Origin of the sequence: Microvirga brassicacearum (genome assembly GCF_008757455.1) — a bacterium.
Taxonomy (GTDB): domain Bacteria; phylum Pseudomonadota; class Alphaproteobacteria; order Rhizobiales; family Beijerinckiaceae; genus Microvirga; species Microvirga brassicacearum.
Genome location: NZ_VCMV01000047.1, coordinates 1 through 13290, shown reverse-complemented (window position 1 = coordinate 13290; position 13290 = coordinate 1). Strand labels below are relative to the sequence as shown.

The 13290-nt window shown below is 61.9% G+C and carries 13 protein-coding genes; 6 read left to right on the top strand and 7 right to left on the bottom strand.

Features of this window, described 5'->3' with window-relative positions; translation table 11 throughout:
- Window positions 1-693: 693 nt before the first annotated feature.
- Window positions 694-4368: a vitamin B12-dependent ribonucleotide reductase gene (locus FEZ63_RS20385; protein ID WP_150947936.1), complete on the bottom strand. Its 3675-nt coding sequence runs from the start codon at window positions 4366-4368 to the stop codon at window positions 694-696.
- Window positions 4369-5074: 706 nt separating this feature from the next.
- Between FEZ63_RS20385 and FEZ63_RS20380 the strand changes: the two genes are divergently transcribed.
- Window positions 5075-5485, top strand: a complete 411-nt coding sequence (locus FEZ63_RS20380; RefSeq protein ID WP_150947934.1) for an NADH:ubiquinone oxidoreductase subunit NDUFA12 — start codon at window positions 5075-5077, stop codon at window positions 5483-5485.
- Window positions 5486-5608: 123 nt separating this feature from the next.
- Entirely contained in the window at window positions 5609-6079 is a 471-nt protein-coding gene (locus tag FEZ63_RS20375; RefSeq protein ID WP_150947932.1) for a methyltransferase family protein, read from the top strand.
- Between the two features lie 26 nt (window positions 6080-6105).
- Here FEZ63_RS20375 and FEZ63_RS20370 read toward each other — a convergent pair whose 3' ends face one another.
- Complete coding sequence (locus tag FEZ63_RS20370; protein WP_150947930.1) at window positions 6106-6735, bottom strand: hypothetical protein; 630 nt, start codon at window positions 6733-6735, stop codon at window positions 6106-6108.
- 76 nt (window positions 6736-6811) lie between these two features.
- Complete coding sequence (gene trmFO, locus FEZ63_RS20365) at window positions 6812-8224, bottom strand: methylenetetrahydrofolate--tRNA-(uracil(54)-C(5))-methyltransferase (FADH(2)-oxidizing) TrmFO (protein ID WP_150947928.1); 1413 nt, start codon at window positions 8222-8224, stop codon at window positions 6812-6814.
- Window positions 8225-8356: 132 nt separating this feature from the next.
- Between trmFO and FEZ63_RS20360 the strand changes: the two genes are divergently transcribed.
- The gene (locus FEZ63_RS20360; protein WP_150947926.1) at window positions 8357-9115 is read left to right on the top strand and encodes an SDR family oxidoreductase; all 759 of its coding nucleotides are present in this window, start codon (window positions 8357-8359) and stop codon (window positions 9113-9115) included.
- Between the two features lie 72 nt (window positions 9116-9187).
- Here the strand turns inward: FEZ63_RS20360 and FEZ63_RS20355 are convergent, their stop codons facing one another.
- Window positions 9188-9343 (bottom strand): DUF1127 domain-containing protein, encoded by a 156-nt coding sequence (locus FEZ63_RS20355; RefSeq protein ID WP_150947924.1) that lies wholly within the window; start codon window positions 9341-9343, stop codon window positions 9188-9190.
- A gap of 281 nt (window positions 9344-9624) precedes the next feature.
- Here FEZ63_RS20355 and FEZ63_RS20350 point away from each other — a divergent pair, with 281 nt between their 5' ends.
- The gene (locus FEZ63_RS20350) at window positions 9625-10146 is read left to right on the top strand and encodes a DUF6790 family protein (RefSeq protein WP_150947922.1); all 522 of its coding nucleotides are present in this window, start codon (window positions 9625-9627) and stop codon (window positions 10144-10146) included.
- A 10-nt stretch (window positions 10147-10156) separates the two neighbouring features.
- On the opposite strand, the gene FEZ63_RS20345 is transcribed toward FEZ63_RS20350, so the two are convergent.
- Entirely contained in the window at window positions 10157-10345 is a 189-nt protein-coding gene (locus FEZ63_RS20345; protein ID WP_150947920.1) for a hypothetical protein, read from the bottom strand.
- 187 nt (window positions 10346-10532) lie between these two features.
- Between FEZ63_RS20345 and FEZ63_RS20340 the strand changes: the two genes are divergently transcribed.
- Both FEZ63_RS20340 and FEZ63_RS20335 read left to right on the top strand, forming a co-directional pair.
- Window positions 10533-11204: a carbonic anhydrase gene (locus FEZ63_RS20340; protein WP_150947918.1), complete on the top strand. Its 672-nt coding sequence runs from the start codon at window positions 10533-10535 to the stop codon at window positions 11202-11204.
- Between the two features lie 72 nt (window positions 11205-11276).
- Window positions 11277-11675 (top strand): putative quinol monooxygenase, encoded by a 399-nt coding sequence (locus FEZ63_RS20335; protein WP_150947916.1) that lies wholly within the window; start codon window positions 11277-11279, stop codon window positions 11673-11675.
- Between the two features lie 102 nt (window positions 11676-11777).
- On the opposite strand, the gene FEZ63_RS20330 is transcribed toward FEZ63_RS20335, so the two are convergent.
- Together FEZ63_RS20330 and FEZ63_RS25980 are read right to left on the bottom strand one after the other, a co-directional pair.
- Window positions 11778-12374 (bottom strand): calcium-binding protein, encoded by a 597-nt coding sequence (locus tag FEZ63_RS20330; protein ID WP_150947914.1) that lies wholly within the window; start codon window positions 12372-12374, stop codon window positions 11778-11780.
- 135 nt (window positions 12375-12509) lie between these two features.
- Window positions 12510-13290: calcium-binding protein (locus FEZ63_RS25980; protein ID WP_150947911.1), on the bottom strand; the 781-nt coding region annotated here is incomplete at its 5' end.

The following is a 13290-nucleotide window of genomic DNA, read 5'->3' as shown; positions in this document are numbered from 1 at the left end:
TTTCCGAACCGAGATCTCGTTGCCGTTCTTCTGCTGCTTTCTGCGCCGCTTGTCCCGAGCGCATCGTCGCCTGCTCGATCACGCGGAACAAGCTGTCGCCGCTCTGCCTCGCGAAGCGGACGCGCGCCTCGAGAGAGAAGGTTTTGCTCCTTGCCCAGATAGAGGAATGCGACATCGCATGCTGCAAACGAAAGCCAGCCCAGCGCCACTCGCAGCATCTCGACCGACTGACATTCGGCTCGGAGGCGGAACGGAGAAAGCCTCTCTCGTTAATTCAGGTCGGTCTCTCGCTATTTATCGAACTGGCCTACGACTTCCTTAGTGCTCTGACAGATCTGCTCGTTGGCGCGATCTCAGGGCGATGTCCCGAGAACCGTGAGAGATATTCCTAGTGCAGGACTGGACCCGGACCTGCACACAGGGCTGGGCCGGCTACAGCGCTATTGATGGCGCGCCGGCCCACCCCTGTGCACAGCTCCTCGTCTTCATTTCATTCTCATCTTCCGATGTCGAGGTTTGCCGAACGTCAGGTCTGTCGGTGCGAGCCCGAAGTTGACGAAAGGTCAGGTTCCTAGTCTGGCCAATTTGTGGCGTCGACAGCACGCGTCCATTTCGTCAACCAGGAACCTAAGTTTTCAGCGGATTTTAGGGTCCAAGCACGGCGTAAAGTTTACGATCGTGGGGGACTTCTCTCTATGAACACCCCGTCGTGCTTCCACACGTATCACACTTCAAACACGTCCCATTCCTGACCAGCGTGAAGTTTGCGCATTCAGGACACGCCTCTCCCACATAGCCCTTCATTTTCGCTTCCGCGCGCCGATCCGCCGTCGTCACCTGCGCGGCGCCGGGTGCGGAGAATCCGAGCTTCGCGATCTCCGCTTCGCCCACATGCTCCGGCTCTTCCTTCAGCGCGGTCGCGCCCATCGTGAGTCCCGCCGCGGTGCGGCCGGCGCCGCCGGGGATGAGCATCAGGCGGTCTGATGTGCCGCGGGTGAAGCCCTTCGAGATGTAGGACGAGGCGGAGGATGGCTCCGGCGCCTTCGACTGGTTTTCGCCCTGGCCGATGGTGGTGGGGCCGGATTCCGACGGGTCCACATGGGCGAGGTCGTTGCGGCCGAGATACGAGACCGCGAGTTCGCGGAAGACGTAGTCGAGGATCGACGTCGCGCTCTTGATGCGCTCGTTTCCTTGCACGAAACCCGCGGGCTCGAAGCGCGTGAAGGTGAAGGCCTCCACGTATTCTTCCAGCGGCACGCCGTATTGCAGGCCGAGCGAGATCGCGATGGCGAAGTTGTTCATCATCGCCCGGAAGGCGGCGCCTTCCTTGTGCATGTCGATGAAGATCTCGCCGATGCGGCCGTCGTCGTATTCGCCGGTGCGCACATAGACCTTGTGGCCGCCGACGACCGCCTTCTGGGTGTAGCCCTTGCGGCGATCCGGCATCTTCTCGCGGTCGCGGATGGCGACGACGCGCTCCACAACCCGCTCGATGATCTTTTCCGACAGGTGAGCTGCTTTGGCTGCGGCCGGCATCGCGACAAGCGCTTCCACCGCGTCGTCGGCTTCTTCCTCGTCGTCGGCGATGAGTGCGGAGTTCAACGGCTGCGACAGTTTCGAGCCGTCGCGGTAGAGCGCGTTGGCTTTCAGCGCCAGGCGCCACGAGAGCATGTAGGCGCTCTTGCAATCCTCGACGGTCGCGTCGTTCGGCATGTTGATGGTCTTGGAGATCGCGCCCGAGATGAAGGGCTGGGCTGCCGCCATCATGCGGATGTGGCTGTCGACCGACAGATAGCGCTTGCCGATGCGGCCGCACGGATTGGCGCAGTCGAACACCGAGTAGTGCTCTTGCTTGAGATGCGGTGCGCCCTCGAGAGTCATCGCGCCGCAAACGTGGATGTTCGCAGCCTCGATATCGGCTTTCGAGAAGCCGAGATAGGGCAGGATCTCGAACGACGGATCATTGAGCTTGTCCGCGGGCACTTTCAGGGCGCCGGTGAGGAAGTCTTCGCCGAGCGTCCATTTGTTGAACACGAACTTGATGTCGAAGGCGCTCTTCAGGCCCTTCTCGATCGCCTCGATCTTCTCCTGCGTGAAGCCCTTGGCGGCAAGCGAGCCGGGATTGATGGCGGGCGCCTGGCCCATGGTGCCGTGGCCGAGCGCATAGACCTCGATCTCGGCGATCTCGGCTTCGCTGTAGCCGAGCGTGCGAAGCGCGTCCGGCACGGCGCGGTTGATGATTTTCCAATAGCCGCCGCCGGCGAGTTTCTTGAACTTCACGAGGGCGAAGTCAGGCTCGATGCCGGTGGTGTCGCAATCCATCACGAGGCCGATCGTGCCGGTGGGCGCGATGACGGTCGCCTGTGCGTTGCGGTAGCCGTGCTTCTCGCCGAGTTCGAGGGCGAGATCCCAGGCGCGCTTCGCGTGCTGGACAAGGTTCTGCTCGGGGCACGACGCGTGGTCGAGCGGCACCGGGTTGTTGCTCAAGCCCTCGTATCCCTCCGACGTTCCATGCGCGGCGCGGCGATGGTTGCGGATGACGCGCAGCATGTGCTTGGCGTTCTTGGAATAGTTCGGGAACGGCCCGAGTTCGCCCGCCATTTCGGCGGAGGTCGCATAGGACACACCGGTCATGATGGCGGTGAGCGCGCCGCCGAGCGCACGGCCCGCATCGGAATCGTAGCTGAGGCCCATGGTCATGAGCAAGCCGCCGATATTGGCGTAGCCGAGGCCGAGCGTGCGGTATTCATAAGACAGTTCGGCAATTTCTTTTGAGGGAAACTGCGCCATCATCACCGAGATTTCGAGCACCACCGTCCAGAGACGGCATGCATGCTCGAACGAATCGACATCGAACGCCTTGGCGTCGCGGTTGTAGAATTGCAGCAGGTTGGCGGAGGCGAGATTGCACGCGGTATCGTCCAGGAACATGTATTCCGAGCACGGGTTGGACGCGCGGATGCGGCCGCCTGCGGGGCAGGTGTGCCAGTCGTTCATGGTGGTGTTGTAATGCAGGCCGGGATCGGCGGAGGCCCAGGCGGCATGACCGATCTGCTCCCACAGGTCGCGCGCCTTCAAGGTCTTGGTCGTCTTGCCGTCCTTGCGGGCCTTCAGGTCCCAGTCGCCATCCGCTTCCACCGCGCGCAAAAAGTCGTCGGTGAGCGACACGGAATTGTTGGAGTTCTGGCCCGAGACAGTGAGATACGCATCCGAATCCCAATCCGTGTCGTAGATCGGAAAATCGATATCCGTGTAACCCTGCTTCGCGAACTGGATGACGCGCTTGATGTAGTTGTCCGGGATCATGACCCGGCGCGCCATCTTGATTTCCTTCTTCAACGCCGGATTCTTCTCCGGGTCGAAGCAGGCGTCGTCATCGGCCTCGCAATTCACGCAAGCCCGCATGATGGCCTTCAGGTGCTTGGCGCCGAGCTTGGAGCCGGTGACGAGCGCCGCGACCTTCTGCTCTTCTTTCACCTTCCAGTCGATATACGCCTCGATATCTGGGTGATCCACATCGACCACGACCATCTTGGCCGCGCGGCGCGTCGTGCCGCCGGATTTGATCGCGCCTGCCGCCCGGTCGCCGATCTTGAGGAACGACATCAGACCGGAAGAGCGTCCGCCGCCAGAGAGCTTTTCGCCTTCGCCGCGGAGCTTGGAGAAGTTGGAGCCGGTGCCGGAGCCGTATTTGAACAGGCGCGCCTCGCGGACCCACAGGTCCATGATGCCGCCTTCGTTCACCAGATCGTCCTCGACACCCTGGATGAAGCAGGCATGCGGCTGCGGATGTTCGTAGGAGGATTTGGACTTCACCAGCTTGCCGGTCTTGTAGTCCACATAATAGTGGCCCTGGCTCGGGCCATCGATGCCGTAGGCCCAGTGCAGACCGGTGTTGAACCATTGCGGTGAATTCGGCGCCACCATCTGGTTGGCCAGCATGAAGCGCAATTCGTCATAGAAGGCTTGCGCGTCTTCCTCGGATGAGAAATAGCCGCCCTTCCAGCCCCAATAGGTCCAGCAGCCGGCGAGGCGATCGAAGACCTGCTTGGAGGAAATCTCGGAACCGGTGCGCTGGTCCTCGGGGAGATCGGCGAGGGCAGCCTCGTCGGCGGTCGAGCGCCACAGCCAGGACGGCACGTCGTTCTCTTCGACTCGTCTCAGGCGCGCGGGGACGCCGGCCTTGCGGAAATACTTCTGCGCCAGCACGTCGGAGGCCACCTGGCTCCAGGTGTCGGGCACCTCGATCTTGTCGAGCTTGAAGACGACGGAGCCGTCCGGATTGCGAATCTCGCTTGTCGCGAGACGGAAGGCGAGGGAGGAGTAGGGCGATTGCCCCGATTTCGTGTAGCGCCGCTCGATCCGCATCGTCAAAATCCCATCAATTGGAGACAAACGTCCCCTGGCCACGATTTGCTCGCGGCTCCCCAGCCCAAAATTTGTTAAACGCCTTCGCGATCCATTTTAGGACCGCTACGCACCTGTCCGCCCAAGTTTCGACCCACCATCCCGCGGCAACATTCGGCCGCGGCGGAACCATGCCGCGCGGCTGAAACGCAATACCTGTCGGGATGTACTGCCAGCTTTTCGGCCGGCTGCCGGTCTCGGATCGGCACCCTCGAAAGGTAATCCCCACATCCGCCCTCCGTCAAGAACTTGTGGTCGAGAAGGTCGTCGGAAACTAGATATAGTGTCTATGGGTTAAAAATGTGATGAGGCTGTGGATGATTTGCTAACCCTCGGATTCTCCTTCCGGAATCTTTCCGACAGGTTGTGCGAAACATTGATGAGCCGGCTTAGCATCGGCTTCTGAGCCCACTAAATGACCGCAAACTTTTTTCTCCAGTTGACGTTGGGAGATTTTTCAACAGGTCCGGCGTCCAAATGCGAATTCGGGCAAAACCATGGCAATTCAGGGCAAATCGGCGAGGGCGACTCAGTGGTGCGGGTTTGACGTGAATGATCAGAATCAGCTGGCTGGGCCGCGACCGCTTGGTGGCTGGACTTCCCGCGTCCGCGAAGCCATATTCCGCGCAAAATTCGAGCACCCCTTCGCACTCCCTGGCGGCAAGCAATGAAACGATTCTGGCTTCAGTTCTTCACGTGGTGGAACGGCGAGACCCTTGGCACGCGATTCTATACGTGGCGCTTCGGCAAGCCCGTCGGTCATGACGAACTGGGCAACCGGTATTATCGCGCCCAAGGGCCGCTGATCGACCGCTCGGTCGGCACGGAACGGCGCTGGGTGATCTATAACGGCGTCATGGACGCCTCCAAGGTCCCTCCCGGCTGGCGCGCCTGGCTGACGCACAATGCGAGCCTCCCCCCGAGTGAGGAACCCTACAGCCCGCGCGAATGGGAGAAGGGCCACCTGCCGAACATGACCGGCACACCCCAGGCTTATCATCCGCCAGGCTCGCAACTCGGCACCGGCCAGCGCCCCTCGGCGACGGGCGATTATGTCCCGTGGAGCCCGGCCGAGTAGGAAGACGCCTGCCTCGCGAGAGTGCATCGAATGCGAGCTGCCGTTCGGTTAGCCTCGTGACGAGTGGTGCTTGACGCCTCGGAGCTGCAAGGTGACAAAGGGACCTGGTTTCACGGTTCCGCCATGGATGACACGGCCGCTACCGCTCAAGTCATGATTCGGCCACCGCTTGGTTGGGGCCTTGCCGTCGTCGCCGGGCTGGCGCTCAACTGGCTCGTGCCCTTGCCGCTCCTGCCGGCCGACCTAACGATAGGCTGGCTCGGCGCGGTGGTGTTCGTCCTCGCGCTGGCGCTGGTCGCCTGGGCCATCGTTACGATCACCAGGGCCGGTTCGAACGTCCCCACCAACCTGCCGACCACCACCATCGTCGTGAGCGGACCGTATCGCTTCACGCGCAACCCCATCTACCTCGGGATGCTGCTGGGTCTCATCGGCTTGGCCATCGCGTTCGACAATCTCTGGCTGCTGTTGATGCTGGTGCCGTTCGCGCTCGTCGTCCGTTACGGCGTCGTAGCCCGCGAGGAAGCTTATCTCGAGCGCAGGTTTGGCGATGTCTACCGTGACTATCGCTTGCGCGTGCGGCGCTGGCTGTAGCGCCCCTGACCTCTGGGATCAAATATCTACGGCGTGGGGCTGCGTTCGTGCGGGTGGAAGAACGATTGCTGGCGCACGGTTGCATCGGCGAACAATCCAAAGGCCTGTATCACCAGTCCCTGTGACAGGGTGATTTCCCGCGCAACGCCGGCGCCCTTCAGCACGGCTCCACGCTCATCGGCGATTGGATGCCGGTAGGAGCCGCCCGCGCCGAGCGTGCAGTTCTGGCAGCGGATAGACCCGATGATCTGCGCGCCGTCGCCGATGCGGTTTCTCAAGGTCAGGGAACCGCCGCCGAGCAGCCGGGCATCCCGGCCGATCACGATCCCCTCCGCGTCGGCCTTGACCGTAAAGCCGCCCTCGTCGCCGATCTCCGCATTGGGGCCGATGGCCACCTCACCGCCTGTCGCCACAATGCGCGTGCCGGGAAAGAGGATCGTCCCGTCGCCGATCGCGATGCTGCCGCCGGCCGCGATCTGCAAAATCACGCCGGGCCAGAGGACGACGCCGGGGCCGAGGGCCACGCCGGGCGAAACCAGCGTCGCCTGCGGACATGGGATCACCGCGCCAAAGGATTCCAAAGCTGCCGTCTCGGCCTCGGTAAGGAAGCCGAGCGCCTGCCGGGCCTTGTCGGAAATGGGCGGGGCGATATCCATCGTTCCCGATGATCGCCAAGCCGGGGCCTCCTGTCACCTCATGGGCGCGCGCTTCGAGGCTCTGTGCACAGGCTGTTTATTCGGCGGCGGCGGGCATCTGCGCGTTGGCGAGCCAGATCGCGAGATCGGCCCGGGCGCGGTCGGTGAGCGCGTTTTTCTTCGCCAGGGTCTTGGCCGGTCCGCGCAGGCGCTTCCCGTCTTCCGACTTCGGGGCGATCTCGAGGGGTGGGAAGAGGCCAAAGTTGACGTTCATCGGCTGGAAGGAGCGCGGACCCTCGTCGATGGTCTCGATATGCCCGCCGGTGATGTGGTTGATGAGCGCTCCCAAAGCCGTCGTGCCCGGAAGCGGCTCGACAGGATGTCCGAGACGCTCGGCTGCGGCCATGCGGCCGGTCATGAGGCCGATGGCGGCGCTTTCCACATAGCCTTCACAACCGGTGATCTGGCCAGCGAAACGAAGCCGCGGCATCGCTTTCAGGCGGAGTGTCGGATCAAGCAGTTTCGGGGAGTTGAGATAGGTATTGCGATGCAGGCCGCCGAGCCGCGCGAACTCGGCATTTTCCAGGCCCGGAATCATGCGCAGGACCTTGGCTTGATCGCCGTATTTCAGCTTGGTCTGAAATCCCACCATGTTGAACAGCGTGCCGAGCGCATTGTCCTGCCGGAGTTGCACGATGGCGTGCGGCTTCACGAGCGGGTTGTTGGGATCGGTCAGACCCACGGGCTTCATCGGGCCGTGCCGGAGGGTTTCGCGGCCACGTTCGGCCATCACCTCGATGGGCAGGCAGCCGTCGAAATACGGCGTGTTGGCTTCCCATTCCTTGAAGTCGGTCTTGTCTCCGGCGATGAGCGCATCGATGAAGGCCTCATACTGCTCCTTGTTCATGGGACAGTTGATGTAGTCCTTGCCGTTGCCGCCCGGGCCGATCTTGTCATAGCGGGACTGGAACCACGCCACGTCCATGTCGATGGATTCGCGATAGACGATGGGCGCGATGGCATCGAAGAAGGCGAGCTCCTTTTCGCCGGTCAGCGACAGGATCGCCTCGGCTAGTGCCGGCGAGGTGAGGGGGCCCGTCGCGACGATGACGGATGTCCAATCCTCCGGCGGAAGACCAGCCACTTCCCCGCGCTCAACGGTGACGAGGGGATCCGCTTCGAGAGCAGCCGTCACCGCGCTCGAGAAGCCGTCGCGATCGACTGCGAGCGCGCCGCCGGCAGGCACCTGGTGAGCGTCACCCTTCGCCATGATGAGCGAGCCGAGCGAGCGCATCTCCTGGTGCAGCAGACCGACAGCGTTCGCCCCCGCATCATCCGAACGGAATGAATTCGAGCATACCAACTCGGCCAGCCCCTCTGTCTTGTGGGCATCGGTGCCCCGAACCGGCCGCATCTCGTGCAGGATCACGGGAACGCCGGCCTGGGCGATCTGCCAAGCAGCTTCCGAGCCGGCGAGGCCGCCGCCGATAACGTGGATGGGGTCGATCATGCTTGTCTCATCTCTCTCGAACGCAGGTCTTGTCTCTGGGACGCCGGTCTTGCGAATGCAGGTCTTGTTGACCCTCATGGCGACGCGGGTCAAGTTTACGCCCTTCCGCTCTAAACACAGGCTTTACCACTCATGTCCAGCAAACGACCCGTCGTCCTTATTACGGGAGGCAGCCGTGGAATAGGCGCTGCGGTGGGGCAACTTGCCGCCGCGCGCGGCTATGACGTCGCCGTCAATTATAAATCCGATCGCGAGGCTGCGGAACGCGTCGTCGCCGCATGTCAGGCTTTGGGCGCGACGGCTGCCGCCTTTCAGGGCGACATGGCGGTCGAGGACGATGTCGTCCGCCTGTTCGACGGTGCCGAAGCACGCCTTGGCCGCCTTTCGCACGTGGTCAACAATGCCGGCGTGACCGGAAAGTCCAGCCGCCTGGATCAGGTGTCGGCGCAAACGATCCGAGAATGTCTCGACATTAACGTGCTCGGCGCATTGTGGGTGGCGCGGGAAGGCGCTCGGCGACTGTCGCAACGGCACGGCGGCATGGGCGGCTCGATCGTCAATATCTCGTCGATCGCCGCGCGGCTGGGCAGCGCTCATGAATATGTCTGGTATGCGGCATCCAAGGGCGCCATCGACGCCTTGACCGTGGGGCTGTCGCAGGAACTGGCGGGCGATGGCGTCAGGGTGAACGCCGTCTCGCCGGGAATTACCCGGACGAACATTCACGAGCGAAGCACGGGGGACGGCGGGCGTGTGGAGCGACTGCGGTCCAAAATCCCGCTCGACAGGATCGGCGAGCCGGAGGAGGTGGCCGAGGCGATCCTCTTCCTGATGTCCGACGCTGCTTCCTATATTACAGGCGCCAACCTGCCGGTCTCAGGCGGTCGCTAGCTCTGGCGCAAGCCTCAAATGCAAAACGCCCGCCGAGAGGCGGGCGTGAGCAGTGCTGCAGCGCAGCAATTATTAGGCGACTGCGTGCTGGCGAGCGATGCTGTCGATCTGGAAACGCGAGATTCCGAGATCGTCGAGCTCGCGGTCGGTCAGCTGCGAAAGCTCACGAACCGTGTCGCGATAACGCATATAGGCACGTACTTTAGAGAGGATATGGGTCACGAACATGATGGGCTCCTTTAGTTAGCCGGCCCGGTTGACCGGCAGCCGTTTGTTCTTGCGTGTGCAATGCAGCATATAGAGACGGTCTCATCGGATGTGGAGTGGTAATAATGTAGGTCTGTCATGCTTTAGTCGCATGGCACCCTAAGGAGAAGTTAACGAGCCTCCCGCCGAGCGCATAACGACGAGTGCGGCCGAATCCGGGAAATTTGCCTGTCCGGCCGTTGCGTGGCGATCACGAAAACGGCATCGTCCGCCCGCCGAACGGGCACATCTCGGGGGGATCCATGCAGCAGACGATCACATTCCTCTTCAGCAACTTCACCCTGACGCTCTTCGTGTTCGGCGTCGCCGCAGCATTCCTGTCGCTTAGCCGCGAACCTCGCCCGTGGCGCCGAGCGGTGGTGATCGAGGCGCTGCTGTCATGGTTCCTGTTTTTCTCGCTCGGTGTCAGTTTTCTCTACAATTTCGTCATGCATGTCTTCTTCTCGGAGATCGCCGCGGCCTTCATCGGCTGGCAGACCAGCCCGTTCCAGAAAGAAGTCGGCTTCGCCAGTTTGGGATTCTCCCTCGTGGGTTTCCTCGCCTTCAAGGGAAATTTCGCCGCGCGCCTGGCGGCCCTCATCGGGCCGGCCTGCTTCCTGTGGGGCGCTGCGTTTGGCCATGCGGTCCAGATGGTGGAGGCGGGCAATGACGCTCCCGGCAATGCCGGCGTGATCTTCTACACCGACATCCTGCTGCCGCTGATCGGCCTGATCCTGCTGTGGCTCAGCCGGCAGCCCGCACGGCTGCCAAGTTACGCCCGGTAGGGGCGCCCATTCAGCCGGTCGTCGAATAACCGAGCTCTCCCTCGATCGCCGTCAGTTTGAACTCGGCCAGATCGGCGAGAGGGCTATCCGGTGTCAGCGCCCGCACATGGCGCACCGCCTTCCTGAGATCCGCCAGCGTGCGAAAATCGTGCGGCCCGAACCTTGCGGCATTCATCGCGGTCGTATGGTGGATCGGCATCGATGCGGCCCTCCGCGTTCGAGATTTGCCTTTGGCGCCTATTTAGAATCCTTGCCGCCATCGGAATGTGCTGGAGCGCACACGAAGGACCGGCCGGCTTGGTGCGGAAGCGCAAACCTGCTATGGCGGCGTCGCGGTCGCGACAATCGGTGCCGCACGGCTTGGTGAACTGAATGAGGGTGAGCCCATGTTTCCTGAACGGCTTACCGGCGGGTATCGCACTTTCCTCGAGGGCCGCTTTGCCAGCGAGCGCTCGCGCTACGAGGCGCTGGCGAATGCCGGGCAGAAGCCCGAGATCATGGTCATCGGCTGCGTCGATTCACGGGTTTCGCCGGAGGTGATCTTCGATGCTGCGCCGGGCGAATTGCTCGTCGTGCGCAATGTCGCCAACCTGGTGCCGCCCTACGAGCCGGATCGCGATTCCCAACACGGCACCAGCGCGGCGCTGGAATTCGGCGTGCAGGCCCTCCGCGTCAAGCATATCGTCGTGCTCGGACACGCTTTTTGCGGCGGCATCCGCGCTTTCGCCGATGATCGGGAGCCCCTGTCTCCAGGCGATTTCATCGGCCGCTGGATGTCGCAGATCGCCCCCGCGGCCGAGAGTCTCGGGCCGCGTGCAAAGGATGACGGCGCTGCCTATTTGCGCCGTCTCGAATTCGCCTCGGTCGAGCTCAGCCTGAAGAACCTCATGACCTTTCCATGCGTGCGCATTCTGGTCGAGCGCGGCAAGCTCGAACTTCACGGCGCCTATTTCGGCGTCGCCACGGGCCGGCTGCTGGTGCGCGACCCGGAGACCGGACGCTTCGAGCCGGTGGCCGATGGTGAGCCTGATCCGCTCTCGATGATCCGCTGCACCTGACCTGCGAGGTAATGGCCTGCGTACACGCGGCTCTCCATAATCCGCTCCCAGGATTGAAAGCAGGAGATCATCATGAATGCGCATGCGGGGACCAACACGGCGAATGACGGCGCGGGCGGAACGATTGCTCAGGGGCCGGTAACCTTTGTCATCACCTTCAATATCAAGCCGGACCACCGGGATGAATTTCACACGTTGTTGGGTAAGGTGCTCGACGCGATGCGGAACGAGCCGACCTTCATCAACGCCGTCCTGCACCGCGATGCGCAAGATTCGGCGAAGGTCATGCTGTACGAGACCTGGGCGGATTACGACGACGTGGTGAACACGCAGATCCAGCGGGAGTATCGGAAGCCCTATTGGGACCGCCTGCCGGAGCTTCTGGTCGAAACGCAACGGATCGAGACGTGGTATCCGACGCGGAGCGATTTCGCCGAAAGGGCGGCGCTGCGGGAACTTGATCCCGCGTGAAGATCACTGGCAATACGGGCGCGCCGGAAAGCCGGGAAGCTCGTGGCATAGATCAGAACTCACCCGGCCGCGGGCGGTCGGGCGAGTTCTGTTTTACGTCGACTAGAAGAGCAGGAAGTCGCTTGCGCCGAGTGCAGTGCCGGCTTTGAACTGCGCAACCTGCACGGCCTCCCCGGCACCACTGCCGTCCGCATCGTAAGAGAGCGCTCCGGTCGATCTCTCGTAGAGAAAGTGGTGATTGGCCTCAGTCGCCCGGTTGCCGAGAACGAAGTTTGACGCGTCGAGCCCGCCGCGGCCGCGGGCACCCGCATCGGGAACCCACCCGGACTGCATCACAATGTCCGCCGCCTCGAAGATGTAAGCGTTGAGCAAAATCTTATCACCCGCCCTGTGGCTGAAATCGGTGATCCGATCAAAGCTGCCGCCCAGCACGAACATGTCGCTGCCTGAGCCGCCCTTAAGGACGTTGTTGCCGCTGCCACCGACGAGAATGTCGTCGCCTGCGCCGCCCGACAATAGATCGTCCCCGGCTCCGCCCTTCATGAGGTCGCCCTGCGAAGTGCCGCTGATACGATTGCCCCCATGATCCCCCTTGAAGATGAAACCTTCTTCGTCGGAAACAGAGAAGCCGGAAAAAGTAACTTTGCCGGTTATCTTCTTGACTGCCATTTGTTCTCTCCAAAAATACCGCATCGACATGGCGCGGTCACCCAGATCTCGGGTCCTGGCGAGAAAAAGCAACGTTGTATAATTGCGCGTGGTGCCAATTCGCACGAACTAGACTAGAACTCACCCGGCCGCAGGCACGGTCGGGTGAGTTTAGTTTTACGTTCGCTAGAAGAGCAGGAAGTCGCTTGCGCCGAGCGCAGTGCCGGCTTTCAGCTGCGCAATTTGCACAGCTTGTCCCGCACCGTTGCCGTCCGCATCGTACGAGAGCGCGCCGGTTGATCTGTCGTAGACGAAGTGGTGGTTGGCCGAAGTCGCCTTCTCGCCAACGACAAAGTTTGACGCATCGAGCCCGCCGCGACCGCGAGCCTTCTCATCTGGAACGAAACCGCGAGCCGGCACGATCTCCGCCGCCTCGAAAAGATAGGCGTTGAGCAAGATCTTGTCGCCGGCCCTGTGATTGAAATCGGTGATCCGATCAAGGCCGCCGCCCAGCACGAACATGTCGCTGCCCGATCCGCCCCTCAGGACGTTGTTGCCGTTGCCACCGACAAGAATATCATTGCCGGCGCCGCCCGATAATTGATCGTTTCCCGCTCCGCCCATTAGAAGATCGCTTTGGGAGGTACCGCCGATACCATTGCCCTTGGCATCCCCTTTGAAGATGAAACCATCCTCGTTGGAAGCAGAGAAGCCGGCGAAAGTGACTTTTCCTGTTATCTTCTTGACTGTCATTTCTAATTCCCAATGACTAAAATATGCCGCGTCGGAACAACGAGGCAGTTCCAGTCTTTGCATCCGCCAAAGAAATGCAACAATATTATAGAATGAGCAGTTCTCGAGGTGAGGCGCGCGCTTCTCATTAGGTTGGAAATGCGCCGTTTGCCGTTGTCCTAGCGTCGATTGTGCAATTTCGACGCAGTCTGTTTGGAGAGGGCGGGTCTGAGAG

Bases quoted from the DNA above. Each gene is read 5' to 3' on its own strand.
- FEZ63_RS20345 (WP_150947920.1), bottom strand. From the start codon at position 10,345: ATGCCGATCCACCATACGACCGCGATGAATGCCGCAAGGTTCGGGCCG.
- FEZ63_RS20370 (WP_150947930.1), bottom strand. From the start codon at position 6,735: ATGGATATCGCCCCGCCCATTTCCGACAAGGCCCGGCAGGCGCTCGGC.
- FEZ63_RS20360 (WP_150947926.1), top strand. From the start codon at position 8,357: ATGTCCAGCAAACGACCCGTCGTCCTTATTACGGGAGGCAGCCGTGGA.
- FEZ63_RS20380 (WP_150947934.1), top strand. From the start codon at position 5,075: ATGAAACGATTCTGGCTTCAGTTCTTCACGTGGTGGAACGGCGAGACC.
- FEZ63_RS20355 (WP_150947924.1), bottom strand. From the start codon at position 9,343: ATGTTCGTGACCCATATCCTCTCTAAAGTACGTGCCTATATGCGTTAT.
- FEZ63_RS20350 (WP_150947922.1), top strand. From the start codon at position 9,625: ATGCAGCAGACGATCACATTCCTCTTCAGCAACTTCACCCTGACGCTC.
- FEZ63_RS20335 (WP_150947916.1), top strand. From the start codon at position 11,277: ATGAATGCGCATGCGGGGACCAACACGGCGAATGACGGCGCGGGCGGA.
- FEZ63_RS20375 (WP_150947932.1), top strand. From the start codon at position 5,609: ATGGATGACACGGCCGCTACCGCTCAAGTCATGATTCGGCCACCGCTT.
- FEZ63_RS20385 (WP_150947936.1), bottom strand. From the start codon at position 4,368: ATGCGGATCGAGCGGCGCTACACGAAATCGGGGCAATCGCCCTACTCC.
- FEZ63_RS20330 (WP_150947914.1), bottom strand. From the start codon at position 12,374: ATGTCGATGCGGTATTTTTGGAGAGAACAAATGGCAGTCAAGAAGATA.
- trmFO (WP_150947928.1), bottom strand. From the start codon at position 8,224: ATGATCGACCCCATCCACGTTATCGGCGGCGGCCTCGCCGGCTCGGAA.
- FEZ63_RS20340 (WP_150947918.1), top strand. From the start codon at position 10,533: ATGTTTCCTGAACGGCTTACCGGCGGGTATCGCACTTTCCTCGAGGGC.